14 protein-coding genes are annotated in these 15,627 nt (G+C 70.5%); 2 read left to right on the top strand and 12 right to left on the bottom strand.

Features of this window, described 5'->3' with window-relative positions:
• Nucleotides 1–89: 89 nt before the first annotated feature.
• Entirely contained in the window at nucleotides 90–614 is a 525-nt protein-coding gene (locus ACY0PA_RS42210) for an AAA family ATPase (RefSeq protein ID WP_473082611.1), read from the top strand.
• A gap of 490 nt (nucleotides 615–1,104) precedes the next feature.
• Here ACY0PA_RS42210 and ACY0PA_RS42215 read toward each other — a convergent pair whose 3' ends face one another.
• The 12 genes from ACY0PA_RS42215 to ACY0PA_RS42270 all read right to left on the bottom strand — a co-directional run bounded on the left by ACY0PA_RS42215 (nucleotide 1,105) and on the right by ACY0PA_RS42270 (nucleotide 13,892).
• Entirely contained in the window at nucleotides 1,105–2,295 is a 1,191-nt protein-coding gene (locus tag ACY0PA_RS42215) for a GTP-binding protein (protein ID WP_473082612.1), read from the bottom strand.
• A 5-nt stretch (nucleotides 2,296–2,300) separates the two neighbouring features.
• Nucleotides 2,301–2,471 carry a 50S ribosomal protein L32 gene (rpmF, locus tag ACY0PA_RS42220; protein ID WP_473082613.1) on the bottom strand — a complete coding sequence of 57 codons (171 nt, stop codon included), beginning with the start codon at nucleotides 2,469–2,471 and terminating at the stop codon, nucleotides 2,301–2,303.
• A 77-nt stretch (nucleotides 2,472–2,548) separates the two neighbouring features.
• Nucleotides 2,549–4,141, bottom strand: coding sequence for an ABC transporter ATP-binding protein (locus tag ACY0PA_RS42225; RefSeq protein ID WP_473082614.1), 1,593 nt, complete (start codon nucleotides 4,139–4,141; stop codon nucleotides 2,549–2,551).
• Nucleotides 4,138–4,968: an ABC transporter permease gene (locus tag ACY0PA_RS42230; RefSeq protein ID WP_473082615.1), complete on the bottom strand. Its 831-nt coding sequence runs from the start codon at nucleotides 4,966–4,968 to the stop codon at nucleotides 4,138–4,140. Before ACY0PA_RS42230 ends, ACY0PA_RS42225 begins: the two co-directional genes overlap by 4 nt.
• Nucleotides 4,965–5,918 (bottom strand): ABC transporter permease, encoded by a 954-nt coding sequence (locus tag ACY0PA_RS42235; RefSeq protein WP_473082616.1) that lies wholly within the window; start codon nucleotides 5,916–5,918, stop codon nucleotides 4,965–4,967. The genes ACY0PA_RS42230 and ACY0PA_RS42235 overlap by 4 nt, the downstream gene beginning before the upstream one ends.
• Complete coding sequence (locus tag ACY0PA_RS42240; RefSeq protein WP_473082617.1) at nucleotides 5,915–7,489, bottom strand: ABC transporter substrate-binding protein; 1,575 nt, start codon at nucleotides 7,487–7,489, stop codon at nucleotides 5,915–5,917. Before ACY0PA_RS42240 ends, ACY0PA_RS42235 begins: the two co-directional genes overlap by 4 nt.
• Before the next feature lie 55 nt (nucleotides 7,490–7,544).
• Nucleotides 7,545–8,348 carry a class I SAM-dependent methyltransferase gene (locus ACY0PA_RS42245; protein ID WP_473082618.1) on the bottom strand — a complete coding sequence of 268 codons (804 nt, stop codon included), beginning with the start codon at nucleotides 8,346–8,348 and terminating at the stop codon, nucleotides 7,545–7,547.
• Between the two features lie 32 nt (nucleotides 8,349–8,380).
• Nucleotides 8,381–9,646, bottom strand: a complete 1,266-nt coding sequence (locus ACY0PA_RS42250; RefSeq protein ID WP_473082619.1) for an MFS transporter — start codon at nucleotides 9,644–9,646, stop codon at nucleotides 8,381–8,383.
• Nucleotides 9,630–10,688: a dipeptide epimerase gene (locus ACY0PA_RS42255; protein WP_473082620.1), complete on the bottom strand. Its 1,059-nt coding sequence runs from the start codon at nucleotides 10,686–10,688 to the stop codon at nucleotides 9,630–9,632. The genes ACY0PA_RS42250 and ACY0PA_RS42255 overlap by 17 nt, the downstream gene beginning before the upstream one ends.
• The gene (locus ACY0PA_RS42260; protein ID WP_473082621.1) at nucleotides 10,685–11,773 is read right to left on the bottom strand and encodes a PLP-dependent cysteine synthase family protein; all 1,089 of its coding nucleotides are present in this window, start codon (nucleotides 11,771–11,773) and stop codon (nucleotides 10,685–10,687) included. Before ACY0PA_RS42260 ends, ACY0PA_RS42255 begins: the two co-directional genes overlap by 4 nt.
• Nucleotides 11,770–12,639 carry a Rossmann-like domain-containing protein gene (locus ACY0PA_RS42265; protein WP_473082622.1) on the bottom strand — a complete coding sequence of 290 codons (870 nt, stop codon included), beginning with the start codon at nucleotides 12,637–12,639 and terminating at the stop codon, nucleotides 11,770–11,772. The genes ACY0PA_RS42260 and ACY0PA_RS42265 overlap by 4 nt, the downstream gene beginning before the upstream one ends.
• A complete protein-coding gene (locus ACY0PA_RS42270; RefSeq protein WP_473086606.1) occupies nucleotides 12,636–13,892 on the bottom strand; it encodes an ATP-grasp domain-containing protein in 1,257 nt (418 codons plus the stop codon). The genes ACY0PA_RS42265 and ACY0PA_RS42270 overlap by 4 nt, the downstream gene beginning before the upstream one ends.
• 140 nt (nucleotides 13,893–14,032) lie before the next feature.
• Here ACY0PA_RS42270 and ACY0PA_RS42275 point away from each other — a divergent pair, with 140 nt between their 5' ends.
• Complete coding sequence (locus tag ACY0PA_RS42275) at nucleotides 14,033–15,556, top strand: alpha/beta hydrolase (protein WP_473082623.1); 1,524 nt, start codon at nucleotides 14,033–14,035, stop codon at nucleotides 15,554–15,556.
• Nucleotides 15,557–15,627 lie beyond the last annotated feature (71 nt).

Here is a 15,627-nt window from a genome sequence, read left to right on the forward strand (position 1 = left end):
TGTTGACACCACCCTGAGAAGCGCCGAAGCCGTGCCGGATTTCTGCCGCGCCCGTTCCCACGGCCCGCACAGCGCTAGCGTTGGGTTCCATGATCGTATGGCTCAACGGCACCCACGGCGCAGGCAAGACGACGACCAGTGCACTCGTGCAGCAGTTGATCCCGGACTCACGGGTGTTCGACGCCGAGAAGGTCGGCGAGACACTCATGGACATCACGCCGGGGCTGCCCGGGACGGACAACTTCCAGCACTGGCCGCCGTGGCGGCCGCTGGTAGTCGAGACCGCCCGCCGCGTACTCGACTACACCGGCGGCACTCTGGTGATGCCCATGACTGTCCTGGTCGAGCAGTACTGGCGCGAGATCAGCTCGGGCCTCGCCCAGCATGCCATTCCGGTACGGCACTTCGTCCTCCATGCCGACCAGGACGCCCTCCGCGAGCGCATCGCGGGCGACACTGTTGTTGGCCCCAACTCCCCGTTCCGTCTCAAATACCTTGAGCCCTACGCCGAGGCGGCCCGCACGTGGCTACACGGCGAGGCCGAGGTCGTCGACACCACGCACCTCACGCCCGCCCAGGCCGCCCTGCAGATCGCAGAAGCCGTCAAGAGTTGAGCTCCGCCCGCCATGCGAAAAAAGGGCGCAGATGGCAACAAAGAACGACGTTCCGGTGTCGAATAGTGCGAACTGGCTCAACCAGAGGTCCAGCTCAGCCCAGCACCGCTATGTCATCTACCCCGAAAAGTCCCAGGTGTTGTTCGGTCTCAGAGATCTCCGGGTACGCCGTCCCGGCGACCTACGGTACCCGGACTTGAGTGAGACACCCAGTGCGTCCGGCGTCTTCGACAAATACGAGTAACCCCCCGTTGCCGCACGCCTACTCGGTAGCACCTTGACACTCCTGGCCAGCATCGACACCGGATCGTGCGCTGGCTTACAGGAGACGCCAGGGCGGTTGCCCGTAGATCTCTGCGACTGCGCGGGCTTCATGGAGACCGGACAGGTGTGGTGACTGAGCAACTAGCCAGCCCTTAAGCACGAACAGGGGTCTGGTGTACCGGGCCGGACGGTGCCGTGGCTGCGTCCACCGTCCGGCCCGGAGTCTTCAGGGACTCGCCGCCAGTGCAGGGCTCTCGTGCTCGCAGGCGTCATCGATGCCGTAGGTGTCCCAGGCGGGGAACGGGTCCACGCTCGGCAGGTGCTCGCCATCCGCCATGAGGCAGTCGGTCAGGGCCGCTCGCAGCGCGTCCGCGTGCAGGTCCGTGCCGATGAAGACCAGTTCCTGAGCGTCGGCACTGTCGCTGTCGTGGGCGCTGGAGGGTTCGAAGCGGGCCACGGAGCCGGCCTGTGACCACAGGCCCATCACGTGCGGGCGGCTGGCCAGGGTGAAGAAGCCCTTGGAGCGCAGGACCCGGCCGTAGGCTCCGCTGTCGAGCTCCTCGGTCACGAAGGTCCACAACCTGCCCGGGTGGAAGGGCAGTTGGGAACGGAAGACGGTGGAGGAGATGCCGTACTCCTCCGTCTCGGGCACATGGTCGCCGTTGAGTTCCATGACCCAGCCCGGAGCCTGCTGCGCCCGTTCCAGGTCGAAGAGCCGGGTGCCGAGAACGTCGTCGAGTGGTACGCGGCCGTGGAGGACGGGGACGATGCGTGCGGCCGGATTGAGCCGGGCGAGGGTGGCCTGCAGCCGGTCGGCGGTCTGGGCGTCGACCAGGTCGAGCTTGTTGAGGACGATGACGTCCGCGAACTCGATCTGGTCCATCAGCAGGTCACTGACGGTGCGTTCGTCGTTCTCGTACTGGTCCAGGCCGCGCTCGACGAGTTCGTCACCGCTTGCCAGTTCGGTCAGGAAGTTCGCGGCGTCGACGACCGTGGCCATGGTGTCGAGGCGGGCGAGGTCGCCGAGGGTTGCTCCGTCGTCGCGGGCGAAAGCGAAGGTGGCGGCCACCGGCATGGGTTCGGAGATGCCGGACGACTCGATGAGGAGGTAGTCGAAGCGGCCCTCGCGGGCGAGCCGGTCGACCTCTTCCAGCAGGTCGTTGCGCAGGGTGCAACAGATGCAGCCGTTGGTCATCTCGACCAGCCGCTCCTCGGTGCGCGACAGGGCGGCTTCGCCGCCGCGCACCAGGGCGGCGTCGATGTTGATCTCACTCATGTCGTTGACGATGACGGCGACGCGCAGGCCCTCGCGATTGCCGAGGATGTGATTGAGCAGGGTGGTCTTGCCGGCGCCCAGGAAGCCGGAAAGGACGGTGACCGGCAGCCGATCGAGGCGGTCGGAGTGGTCGTAGGGCACGGCGTTCAGCCCTCCGGGCGGAGCAGTCCGCGCTCGTAAGCCTTCACCAGCCGCTGAGGTACCAGATAGGAAACGCCCTCCACGGTGATCGGTGCGAGCTGCGCCGTCGTCGCCTTCCATTGGGCGCGGCGGTGGCGGGTGTTGCTGCGGGACATCTTCCGCTTGGGTACGGCCATGGGGTCCTCCTGGGTGGTGCTGGACGGTGGTGCGATGGGTGCATCGGCGGATTGAGGCTATATGAAAATGGATACCGTTACCAAGTTTCCATGCCTGCTCCCGCCCCGAAGCGGGGCCGGCTCTCCACGAGTGACTTGGTGAACGGATGGTCCGGGGCGGTGAGGACTCGTCGGGCCGGTCCCTGTTCGACGAGTTCGCCGGCGTCCAGGACGGCGACGCGGTGGCCCAGTGCGGCGGTGGCCAGGTCATGGGTGATCAGGACGAGGGACAATTCGTCGCGGTCCGTGAGCAGGCCGGTGAGAGTGGCGAGGATGTCCCGGCGGGTGATTGTGTCGAGGCCAGAGGTGATCTCGTCGCAGATGAGGACACGGGGCCGGGCGAGCAGGGCACGGGCCAGGGCCGCGCGCTGGAGCTCGCCGCCGGACAGCTCGCCGGGGCGGCGCCGGGCCAGATCCTCGGGGAGGCCCAGACGGGCCAGAGTGGTCAAGGCCTCGTGCGTCGCGGCGGAGGGCTCCGTGCCGCGCAGCCGGATCGCGGTGCGGGCGATCTGGTGCAGGACGGGCCGGTGTTCGTCGAAGGCGGCGCGCGCGTCCTGGAAGACGTACTGCACGTATGCCAGTTGGGCGCGCCCGCGGTCGCGCAGGCTGCGCGGCAGCGGCGTGCCGTCGAGGAAGATCTCCCCGTCGTGTTCGCGGTGGAGCCCGGCCAGGCAACGGGCGAGGGTCGTCTTGCCGCTGCCGGAGCGACCGAGGAGGACCAGACATTCCCCTGCGTGCAGGGTCAGTTCGGGGATGTGCATCACCTCGGTCCTGCCCCGTGTGGCGGTGCGGTGGTGGGCGGTCAGGTCGCGTATGTGCAGGACTGGGCGGCCGGTGGTGGTCGGTGGGTCTGGGAACTCCGCGCGGTCCGACAGCAGTTGGCGCGTCCACTCGTGCTCGGGAGCGAGCAGTAGATGTTCCGCCGGGCCCGACTCCACGACGCGTCCCGCCCGCATGACGATCACCTCGTCGGCGAGTACCCGTACGACGTCCAGGTCATGGCTGAGCAGGACGACGGCGATGCCGCGTGCCGCGACGGCCGCCAGCTGGTCGACGATACGGGCCTTGGTCAGGGCGTCCTGGCCGGTGGTGGGCTCGTCGGCCACGATGACCCGGGCGCCGAGGAGCAGCGCTTGGGCGAGGACCACGCGCTGCTGTTGGCCGCCGGAGAGCTGATGCGGGTAGCGTCCCAAAAGGTGTTCAGCGTTCGGGAGTTGGGCGTCGGCGAGGGACCGCAGGACTCGTTCGCGGGCGGCCGCTTGCTGACGGCCGCGGGGCAGGTGGCGTACCTGGGCCCGTGCGATGTCCGTCAGGATGGCCGAGATGCGGCGGGCGGGGTTGAGTGCGGCGGCCGGGTGCTGGGGGATGTAGCCGACCGCTCCGTCGGCCGGTAGGTGGATGTCGCCGGTGACGTGGGCGCCGGGCGGGTGCTCGCCGAGCAGCGCGAGGCCGGTGGTGGTCTTGCCGCTGCCGGATGCGCCGACCAGGGCGGTGACCTTCCCTGGAAGAGCTTTGAGGCTCACGCCGTCGACGATCGCTCGGCCGTCAATCTCGACGCGCAGGTTCCGGATCTCGGCCACCGGTGCCCCGGGAGTGCCGGGCGGGGGCGGGGTGTCATGTGTGTGGTTCACGGGTGTGCTTCGCTCCCTGCCCGGACGTGGTTGCTTCGGCGGCCGTTCGCGAGTGCCGCGTCGAAGAGGAGGTTGATGCCCATCGTCAGGGCGACGATGAGGAGGGCGGGGACCACGACGGCCCACGGCTGGACGAAAAGGCCGGTGCGGTTGCGGTCGACCATGACCGCCCAGTCGGCGGCGTCCGGGGCGACCCCGACACCGAGGAACGCGGCGGTGGCGACCAGGTAGAGCACACCGGTCAGCCGGGTTCCGGCGTCGGCGGCCAGGGTGCGCAGGATCGACCGGCCGACGTAGCCGACGGCGATGCACCACCAGGTCTCGCCCTGCATGCGCAGCGCCTCGACGGCGGGGCGGGCGGCGGCCTCAGCGGCGGTGGCGCGTATGAGGCGGGCCGCGTCGGGCACGTTCACGAGCGCCACCAGCAGGGCGAGTCCGACAGGACCGGGGGAGAACACCGTGGCGGCCAACATGATCAGCAGCAGTGACGGGACGGCGAGCAGGACATCGACAGGGCGCATCAGTAGCTCGTCCAGCCAGCGGCGACGGGTGAGCGCACCGGCGAGGGCGAGCGGGAGCGCGACGAGATACGACAGGGCGGTGGCGGCGAGCGCGGTCAGCACGACCGGCCGGCCGCCGTGCAGCACCTGGCCCCATACGTCCCGGCCCACGAAGTCGGTGCCCAGCCAGTGCCCCTCGCCGAGGGTGAAGGACGTCGTACGCGGCCCCGCTTCACCCGCGAACAGCGGGCCCAGCAGGGCGAGTACGAGGGGGACGGCGACGACCGTGACGCCAAGGGTGAAGCGGCCGGTGCGAAACTTCGTCATGCCGCCACCTCCGTCCGGGGTGAGAGGCGGTGGGCGACGAGATCAGCCCCCAGGTTCAGTACGACGGTCAGCGTGCCGAACACCACAGCAAGCCCCTGGACCACCGGCAGGTCGCGTTCGGCGACGGCGCCGAGCAGGACGGTGCCGAGGCCGGGGATCGTGTAGAGCGCCTCCACGACGATGACGCCGCACAGCAACCAGTCGACGGTGCGGGCCAGTTGCTGGACGGCGGGTGCGAGCGCGTTGGGCAGGGCATGCGTGAGGCGGATCCTGGTGCCCGAGATGCCGTAGCGGCGGGCCTGGGCCACGTACGGGGAGGCGAGTGCGTCGATCATGCCCGCCCGCACCAGGCGGGAGAGGGAGCACACCGGGCGGGACAGCAGGACCAGTACGGGCAGGACGAGCGCGGCGGGGTGGCTGAGCAGGTCGGTGCCGTAGCCGATGGCGGTCGGCGGCAGCCAGTCGAGGCGCAAGGCGAGGGCGGTCACCAGCAGCACACCGAGGGCGAATTCGGGGACCGCGTACACCGCGAGCGTGACCGAGCTGATCAGCCGGTCGGCGAGGCCGCCTTCGCGGCGGGCGGCGAGCATGCCGAGGCCGAAGCCGACCGGGACGAGCAGGGCCACGGTCAGCGTCGCCAGCAGCAGGGTCGGGCCGAAGCCGTCGGTGAGGTACTGGGCGACCGGGCGGCCGGAGGCCAGGGAGGTGCCGAGGTCGCCGTGGAGCAGGCCCGTCGTCCAGTCGGCGAGCCGCTCGACGGCGGGCCGGTCGAGGTCCATGGCCTCGCGGATGGCGGCGATGCGGGCGGGGTCGGGCTGGTCGCCGGCCAGGGCGACGGCGGCGTCGCCCGGCAGCGCCTCGGTGAGCGCGAAAACCAGCAGCACGACGGCCACGGTCTGCGCGGCACCGAGGAGCAGCCGCCGGGCGACGAAGGAACGCAGTCCGCTCACGCCAGCCAGACCTTGTCGAAGCGGGCCCAGTCGAGCGAGTTGGCGGGCGCCTCGTTCTCAACTCCCCGCAGATTTCGGGCGGTTCCGAGGATCCAGTCGGCGAAGCCCCACACGAGGAATCCGCCTTCGGCGTACAGACGGCGCTGCATGCGCTCGTAGACGGCCGCTCGTTCCGTCTTGTCGCGGGTGGACTGTGCCTGCTGGTACAGGGCGTCGAAGTCCTTGTGCTGCCACTTGGTGGCGTTGGTGGTGGAGCCGGTGAGTAGGCGCTGGGAGATGTGGGCCTCGATGGGCATGGCCCCGGAGCGGTAGCAGCACAGGGCGCCGCTGTTGAGGATGTCGGCCCAGTAGGAGTCCTTGCTGCCCATCTTCACGTCGATCGTGACGCCCGCCTTCTTCGCCTGGTCGCGGAAAATGCCCGCGGCCTCGGTGAATCCGGCGGCCACGGCCGAGGTGTCGAGGGTGACCTTCAGGTTCTCGGCGCCGGCCTTCTTGAGCAGGGCGCGGGCCTTGTCGAGGTCCTGCTCGCGCTGGGGGAGGCCGTCGGCGTAGTACTCGTAGCCCTTGCCGAACAGGTCGTTGCCGATCGTGCCCGCGCCGGACAGGGCGCCGTCGACGAGCTCCTTGCGGTCGGCGATGAGGAAGAACGCCTCGCGCACCCGCTTGTCGTCGAAGGGGGCCCGGTCGGTCTTCATGCAGAACGCCTGCATGGCGCTGTTGCGCAGCCGCACGATCTCGATCCGGCCCTTGCCCTCGTGGGCACGCGCAGTGGTGGGGTCGAGCTCATGGGCGTACTCGACCTGGCCGCCGAGGAGCGCGTTGACACGGGCGGACTCCTCGTTGGCGACGACGAGTTCGAGCTCGTCGAGGTGCGGGGCGCCCTCCCAGTAGTCGTCGTAGCGACGGAAGACTGCGGAGCGGCCGGGGGAGAAGGAGACGAACCGGAACGGGCCGGAGCCGATCGGCTTCTTGTCGAAGTCGGAGGCGTTCTCCGGGACGATGTACGCGCCGAAGGCAGCCAGGATGTTGGGGAATTCCGCGGTGGGCCGCTTGAGGACGAACTGGATCGACCGCCGGCCGGTCGCACGGCTGGCGTCGAGGTCGATGGGCTCCAGGGACGCCTTGGCGCGGAACGCCTGCTTCGGGTCGGCTATCCGGCGGTAGCTGTAGAGGATGTCGGCGGCGGTGACCGGCTTGCCGTCGTGGAAGGTGGCCTTGCGGAGGGTGACCTCCCAGCGGTCAAGGGTCTTATTGGTCTCCCACTTCTCGGCGAGGCGGGGCTGCGCCGAGAGGTCGGCTCCGTAGTCGGCGAGCTTGTCGAACAGCGCCTTGGCCCGCGCGACGTCGGCGAAGAGGTTGGCCAGGTGCGGGTCGAGGGTCTCGCTGGCGCCGCCGCCCGCGAATGCGGCGCGGAGCCGGCCGCCTCGCTTCGGTGCGCCGTCGCCCTTGGCGTCGGAGCCTTCCTGGGCGGAGCCGCCGCATCCGGTGAGGGCGAGCGCGCCGAGCGAGGCGGCGCCGGTGGCGGCGAGGAAGCCGCGGCGGCGCAGGCCGGGGAAGCGTTCGTCGTGCATGGAGATCCTTGGGGTGTGGTGGGGCGGATGGGTCGGTAGGGGTGGTGAGATGTGCTCAGTGAGGGGTGGTGAGGCGGGCGACGACATGCAGCCGGTCCGCCTCGGCCGTGTTTCCTGGCAACTCGCCTTCCTGCCAAGGCGGTTCGGTGCGCGGGCCGGGACCGTCGTGGAGTTCGAGGATGTCGAAGCCGTACGACGTCAGCAGGTGCCGCAGCTCCTGAGGGAACAGCAGCCGCCATGCGGACCGCTGCTCGACCGGCTCCGATCCGTCCTCCGCGGTCCACTCGCGCGTACGGCGCAGGAGTTGGGCCGTACGGTCCACCGTGAGCGTGGTGGTGGACCGGTGAACGGTGCCCTGCCAGGTGAAGGAGTGGACAGCGGGAGTGTCCAGCAGGTCAGAACTACCCAGGAGGCAGGCGCCGTTGCGCATCTCGGCGATCAGCAGGCCGCCGGGAGCCAGGGCCCGGCGGCACGAGGCGAGGAAGGTGTCGAGCTGGTCGTTGGTGTGGCAGTACAACAGGGCGCTGTCCAGGCATACGACGGCGTCGAAGGCGCGTCGGCCGAGATCGAATCCGTGCAGGTCGGCGTGGACGTACTCGGGGCCCGGGTGGTGGACGCGGGCGTGCTGGAGCATCGCCCGGGATATGTCGGCACCCGTGACCGTGCGTCCTGCCGCGTGCAGGTGGGCGGCGTCGCGCCCGGTGCCGCAGCCCAGGTCGAGTACGCGGGGTCCCGCATCCTGCCGCCGAAGGCAGTCCTCGGTCCAGTGTCCGGCGAGCCGTTCGGGGTCGGGGAAGCGGGCCTCGTACAGCTCGGGGTTGTCGGTGAGCAGGTTGTGCCGGACTGTTGCCGTGGTCATACGTGTCGTCTCTGGGGTCATCCGGTCGTCTCTCAGGCCGTTGTGGATTTGAGCGGCTTCGACTGGGCGGGCAGCGAGCCGAGCCGGTGCAGCCAGGCGACGCCCAGGGCTGAGGCGAGCCCGAACAGGGCGCAGCACGCCCAGGGCAGCCACGCGGCGTCGCCGCGCCCCCCGGCGTCCATGGCCCAGCCGACGACGGTGTTGCCGACGGCGGCGGCGATGCCGGAGACCACGTAGAAGATGCCGAAGTAGGTGCCGGTGAGTTCGGTCCTGCCGAAGTCGGGGACGAGTTCCATCACGAACGGCTGGGCGACCATCACGCCGAGGTAGAGCAGCAGGGCTCCGATCAGTACGGGCAGGGCGCGCAGGACGGCGTCGAGCGCGCCGTCCGGACCGCTGCCGGGGCCGACCGTCACCAGGGCAGGTGGCAGGAAGGCGAGTGCCATGAGTCCGAGGCCCGTGGCGATCCAACGCGCCCGGGCACCCCGTGACTTGAGGGCGCGGGTGATGCGCAGCTGGAGCGCCAGGTTGGTGAGGGTGCCGACGAGGAAGACGAGTCCGGCGGCGCCGTCCCATCCGGTGGCCTGCCGGGCTCCGTCGGGCAGCAGCAGGTACAGCTGGTTCTCCAGGGTGAACATGCCGACCATCGCGAGCGCGAAGGCGAGGAAGGCGCGGTTGCCCAGGACCTCGCGCCAGTCCGAGAGCACTGTGCCCTTGCTCGGTTCGACGGCGCGGGCCGGCAGCACGAGGGCCTGCGCGACGGTCAGGACGGCAAAGATCCCGGCCGCCGTCAACGCGGATGTGCGGAAGTCCACGAGCAGTAGTGCGCTGCCCAGCAGCGGGCCGATCAGGGCGCCGGCGGTGGCGAACACGTTGAACAGGGCGAACGCCTCGGCCTTGCGTCCGTCCGTCTCCTGGGCGATGTAGGTGCGGACGGCCGGGTTGAACAGCGCTCCGGCGAGTCCGCTGAGCACGGACGCGGCAAGCAGTACGGCCAGGTCGTCGCCGAGCGCGAACAGGGCGAACCCGAGGGTGCGCAGGGCGCAGCCGGCGATGATGACGCCGCGGGCGCCGAGCCGGTCGGAGGCGGAGCCGCCGATGATGAACAGTCCCTGCTGGCTGAGGTTGCGCACGCCGAGCACGATGCCGACGACGGCCGCCGACATGCCCAGGTTGTCGGTGAGGTGGGTGGCCAGGTAGGGGATCAGGAGGTAGAAGCCGGTGTTGACGCCGAGCTGGTTGACCAGCAGGAGCTGAACCGCGAGCGGGAACCGGCGCATCTCACGCCACGTCCGCATGCGCGCCTACCTCCTGAACACCCAGTCCGGGCAAAGTAGTTGTGCGGACAACGCCGTCCTCGCCGCCGATCCCGGTCCACGGGTCGCGGGCGAGCAGGAGATGCCCGTCGAGGTCGGCCCAGCGGGCCCGGTCGGCGAGATGTACGGCGGGCGCGAGACCGAGGCTGCTGGCGGTAAGACAGCCCAGCATCAGCTCCGTGCCGCTGCCATCGATCAACTCGGCGATCCGCAGGGCCGCGTGGACTCCTCCGCACTTGGCGAGCTTCACATTGACGCCCTGCACGCGCCCGGCCAGACGGCGCACGTCCTCCAGGCTCGCGGCGTCCTCGTCGGCGATGACCGGCACGGGCGAGCGCTCCGCCAGCGCCCCCAGGGCCTCCGGGGTCCCCGGCGCGAGGGGTTGCTCGACGGCCTCGACGCCGAGCTCGGCGAAGCGTTCGATGAGTGCGTCAGCCTGTGCGACCGGCCACGCGCCGTTCGGGTCGAGAAGGAGGCGGGCGCGGGGTGCGGCGTCGCGGATGACACGGACGCGTTCCAGATCGTCCCCCGGATCGCAGAGCCCTGCCTTGACCTTGATGACCTCGAAACCGTCTGCCGTGAGACGGCGGGCCTGGGCGGCAGCGTGGGTGAGGGAGGTGATGCCGATGGTGCGGGCGGTGGCCGTGACCGGGGCCGTCGCGGCGCCGAGCAGCCGGTGCACGGGGCTGCCCGCGCGCTTGCCCACGAGATCGAGCAGCGCGGACTCGGCGGCGGCGGTGACGGCCGGGGGAGTGCCGGTACCGGCCAACTCGCCGTCCTTCAGGGCCTCCAGGGCGCTCTCGGGGTCGGGAAAACGGGCGACGGCCGAGCCGACCTCGGTGAGCAGCCGTCCCAGGGTCTCGGTATCGAGACCGTAGTAGACGCTCGTGACGGCCTCGCCGTGACCGGCAATTCCGTCGTGTTCGATGGTCAGCCACACCGCGTCGCGGGCGGACATGGTGGAGCGGGAGATGCGCAGCGGCTCGGTGAGTTCGAGACGTACGGTGCGCAGGCTGGCCTTCACGTGTTCCTTTCCGGGCGGGGTACGGCCTTCAACGGGTCGGTGACACGGGTGCACCGCGCCCAGCCCGTGGCGTCGGCCGCACGGGGGTGCGGGATCTCGACGGGGCGCGTGGCTGCCGTGGCGAGGTCGAGGCCGTGGGCCGTCGCGAAGTCGTCGTCGTAGACGGTGCCGAGGTAGCGGTGCGGGCCGTCGGGGAAGACGGTGGCGACGACCGCGCCGGGATGGACGCGGGCGGCCCAGGCGGCGACGCGGGCGGCGGCGCCCGTGCTCCAGCCGCCGCTGACGAAACTGCCCTGGGCCAGGCGGCGGCAGCTGTCGACGGCTTCGGCGGGGCCGACCCAGTGGACCTCGTCGAAGGCGTCGTAGGCGACATTGCGGGGGTGGATGCTGCTGCCCAGACCGCGCATCAGCCGCGGCCGGGCGCGTTGGCCGAAGATAGTGGAGCCGGTCGCGTCGACGCCGATCAGGCGCAGCGCGGGCCAGCGCCGCCGCAGCGGTCCGATGATGCCCCCGCTGTGCCCGCCGGTGCCGACGCTGCACACCAGGATGTCCAGATGGTCCAGCCGGTCGACGAGTTCCGCGGCCAGAGAGGCGTAACCGGCGGTGTTGTCAGGGTTGTTGTACTGATCCGGCCAGTACGCGCCAGGCAGCACGGCCAGCAGTTCGCGCAACCGGGCCAGGCGGGCAGCCTGCCAGCCGCCCCGGGCTGCCGGCCGGTCGACGATCTCCAGCCGCACTCCATGGGCGCGCAGCAACTGCCGCATGGAAGGCTCCAGTTCACTGTCGCCGACCAGTACGACGGGATGGCCGAGGGCCTGGCCCGCGAAGGCGAGTCCGACGCCGAGCGTGCCGGAGGTCGACTCCACCACCGGTGCGCCCGGACGCAGTTCACCGCGCTCGCGGGCGCCCAGCAGCATCGACACGGCGGCCCGCGCCTTCATGCCCCCCGCTGCGAGTCCTTCGAGCTTGGCCCAGAAACCGGGATGCAGGCCGGGCAGATCGGCGGTGACGCGCACCAGGGGCGTGTGGCCGAGCAGAGAGAGCAGTTCCGGCCGGGCGGGGGAACGTACGGCCGTCGTGGTCATCGGCCCGCCTCCGTACACGAGGCGCTGTGGCGGTAGCGGTACAGGGCGCCGGGACCGCCGTCGAGCCAGAAGAACGGGTAGGGCTCCGCGCAGACCGCGCTCACTCCGTGGCCGAGGAAACGGGGCAGCACGGCGCTGCCCGTCTGGGCGAACATCACCAGCTGCTTGCTGCGCGCCAGCGCGTGCCGTCGCAGCGGCTCGAAGGTGGCATTGCCCAGTGTCATCCCGGACACCAGCAGGGCGTCGCAGTGGTCGGCCGCGGCCGACGCATCGGTGACGACCGTCTCGCCCCACTCGGTCTGCCCGCCCTTGAGATCGCAGGGCACGTAACTCAGCCCGCGCGAACGCAGCGTCTCCAGAAGGGAGTTGACGACTCCCACCACCAGCACGGACGCACCCGCCGGTAGATCGAGCAGCTCGACGACGGCCTTCGCCCGGACGCGGGACTTCTCCAGCGATGTACCGGCAGGCAGCGCGACGGACTGCGCCCCGTTCTGCGGAACGTGCGGAGTGACGTGCATCAGATAGGCGTCCAGCGCGGCCACCCGCACCGGCAGCAGCGGATGATCCAGGAGGCGGGCCACGTCGGCACCCACACACTCCTCGACCGCGGCGTCGGACAGCGACCCCGGCTCGACCGCGCACGAACCGACGGCCCCGCCCAGACGCAGACTGAGCACCTCGTTGCGGTAGCCAGTGCCGCGCCCGTCGTGCCGTACGGCCTGCCGCGTAGTGAACGCCACGGCGATCCGCTGGGAGGCCGGATCCGGACCCAGCTCTGCGGCGCGGACGCCCATCAGGAGCTCGTCGTACGAGGCGTACGTCGCGAAGGGTGCCTGGAGGGTCGTGCCGGAGACGGCGGTCATCGGATCACCAACCCGGACCGCAGCTCTGCGAGCAGTCCCTCTACGCGGTCACGGGCGCCCAGTCCCTCGGAGTCGCCTGCCATGACGTGTCCGAGGTACTCGTTGTTGCTGCCCGCGGCCTTGACCTGCCCCCCGGGCTCAGGGAGCTGCGTCTCCAACACGCCTTCCCTGTCAGAGAGGTGGGCGTCGTGCAGCGACTCGAGCGTGCCCGAGACCTCCGGTACGAGGAAGCCGATGGCGGCGCTGCGCAGTCCTGTGTCGCTGCGTCGCAGGTCGGGTTCGTGTCCGAGGGACACCTCCACGAAGGCTGCGGCCAGGTCGATGCCGGTCACGTGGCGAACCAGTTCGGTGATGCGGTTGCCCGCGGGCCGCGGATTGACCTCGACCACGCGCGGTCCGGCGGGGGTCAGCTTGATCTCGGTGTGCGCCACGACGCCGTCGATCAGGCCGATGGCCTTGAGCGCGGCGAGGGCCGTCTGCTCGGCAGCCCCAGCGTCGGCAGTAGGAAGGGCGGCAGGGAACATGTGCCCCGTCTCGATGAAGGCGGGTGCCCCGCCGACGCTCTTGTCGGTGACGCCCACGACGTGCACTGCGCCCGCGTGGGACACCGTCTCGACACTGACCTCAGGTCCGTCCAGCAGCTCTTCGAGCAGGACGGTGGGCTGACGCCGCTGCCCGCGAGCATTGACCGGAAATGCGGCCAGCGCCCTTACTGCGGCGGCGAGTTGCTCCTCGTCGTCGACGCGGCGCACATACATGCCCGCGCACAGATCGACGGGCTTGACGACCAGCGGGTAGCCGAGCTCCCGCGCGGCCCGGGAGACGTCGGCCCACTCTTCGTGCACGGCGAAGCGCGGTCCGGGTACCCCGGCGTCCGCGAGGACGCGGCGTGTGGCGTCCTTGCGGCAGGCGTTCTCGACCGCCTCCGGTGTCGATCCCGGCAGACCGAGGTGTCCGGCGATCCGGGCCACCGTCGGCAGGTAGTAATCGCAGGACGTGAGCACACCATCGAAGCGCAGTGCCGAGTGCAACCGCTCCACCTCGGGCAGCAGGGCATCGATGTCGTTTGTGTCGGCAGTGACGATGTTGCGGGCGCCGAGCAGGGGGTGTGTCGCGCCCTCGGGTGCCGAGCGAAGGTAGTGGTGCAGATCGCGAGTGAGGAACGTGAACTCGTATCCGCCCTCCTGGATCGCCCGTGGCAGCAGTCTGCTCATGGACCCGACCCAGCTTTCGACCAGCAGCAGATGAGCCACAATTCCCCTTTTCATGCGAGTGGTTCTGGCGACAGGCAGCCCGCAGAGCCCTCCGGTCGGGAGGGGGCGGGCTTGCGTCCCCCATACGCTAGCGATAATCATTTTCATTTACCAGTCCGATGCCGCCCTACGGAGAGACCTTGTCGCGTCGTCCCACCGCTGTGCTCCCCGCTCTCGCGGTCGCAGCCGTCCTGCTGCCCGCAACTCCTGTCCACGCCGCACCCGCCGCGCCGCCTGCGTCCCCTGTTCCTGCCGCACACGCGTCGATACCGGCGCTCCACTTCGGTGCCTGCCCCGACTCCATACCGGCGCCCGCCGCACCCGACCACGTCGAATGCGGGCGCGTGATCGTCCCGCTCGACTGGAACCACCCGCAGGGAGAGCGCATCGAGGTCGCGGTCTCGCGCGTGCCCGCCTCCGGAACTCTCGCCGAGCGGCGGGGCATTCTCCTGGTGAACCCGGGCGGTCCGGGCGGCTCAGGCCTGCAGTACGCGGTCACCAAGCGGGCCAAACTCCTCGAGAGCGTGCGGCGCGCCTACGACGTCATCGGCTTCGACCCGCGGGGAGTCGGGCGGAGCACGCCCGTCGACTGCGGGGAGATGGGTGGGCTCTTCGAAAGTCCGGGTGCCGACCCCGTACCCGTCGGACCGGGGGAGGACCGCACGTACCTGACATCGCTGCGGAACATGGCGGACGACTGTACGAAGGCCGCGAGCGACGTGCTCCCGTACCTGTCGACGGAGCAGACCGCACACGACATGGACGCGATCCGCGCCGCGCTGGGAGAGCGGCGAACAAGCTTCCTGGGGGTGTCGTACGGCAGCTACCTGGGCGCAGCGTACGCCGCCCAATTCCCGTACCGGACAGGGAAGATGGTCCTCGACAGCGTGGTCGGCCCGTGGAGCTGGTACGACTTCGACGTCATCCAGAGCCGTGCGCTGCTTCGGGCACGGGACACCTTCTTCGGCTGGGCCGCCGCCCATCCGGACCGCTTCGGTCTGGGGGCCGACGCGGCGGCCGTACGCCGGTCCTACCTCCGCGTCCGCGAGGGGCTCGACGCACGGCCTGTCGCCGGCTTCGGCCCGGCGGAGTTCGACCGCGCCGTCTATCGCGCGCTGGGCCGCACCGAACGCTGGTCGGGCCTCGCCGACGGCCTGCGCACCTATCTGAGCAGCGGCAGCCCCGACTCTCTCCACCCCGCCGCCGCTTTCGACAGCCCGGACTCCCGCAACTACGAAGCCGCCAACCGCATAGTGAAGTGCGCCGACGGCCCCGGATCGAGCACTCGCGAGATCGTGAGGGACATCCACCGCACCCGTCGCCTCGACCCGCAGCCGGTCCTGACAGGCATGGAAGCCTCCGCCTGTGTCTACTGGCACCACCGCCCCGACCACCGCACCCGGCTGGGTGGCCCCGACGCCCCGCCCGCCCTGCTCGTCGCCTCCGCCCACGACCCCGTGACGCCCATCGAAGGCGCCCGCGAACTGCGCGCATTGCTGCCGGGATCGCGCTTGGTCACCCTCGACGAGGACTACTCACACGGCGTGTTCGCCAGCCGGGGCAACGCCTGCGTGGACGACACGGTGGCCGCGTTCCTCATCGACGGAAGCCTCCCCGCGACGGATGTGCGCTGCACGGGGCCCGGGCTGCCGGCGCCGCAGTGATCGACGACGCACCGGTGCCGGCAGAGACCTCAGGCGGGAGGTTGCCGGGCGTCTACGCCGGCTCCAGGCCG

This window comes from Streptomyces sp. DS1-CR2 (genome assembly GCF_055760475.1).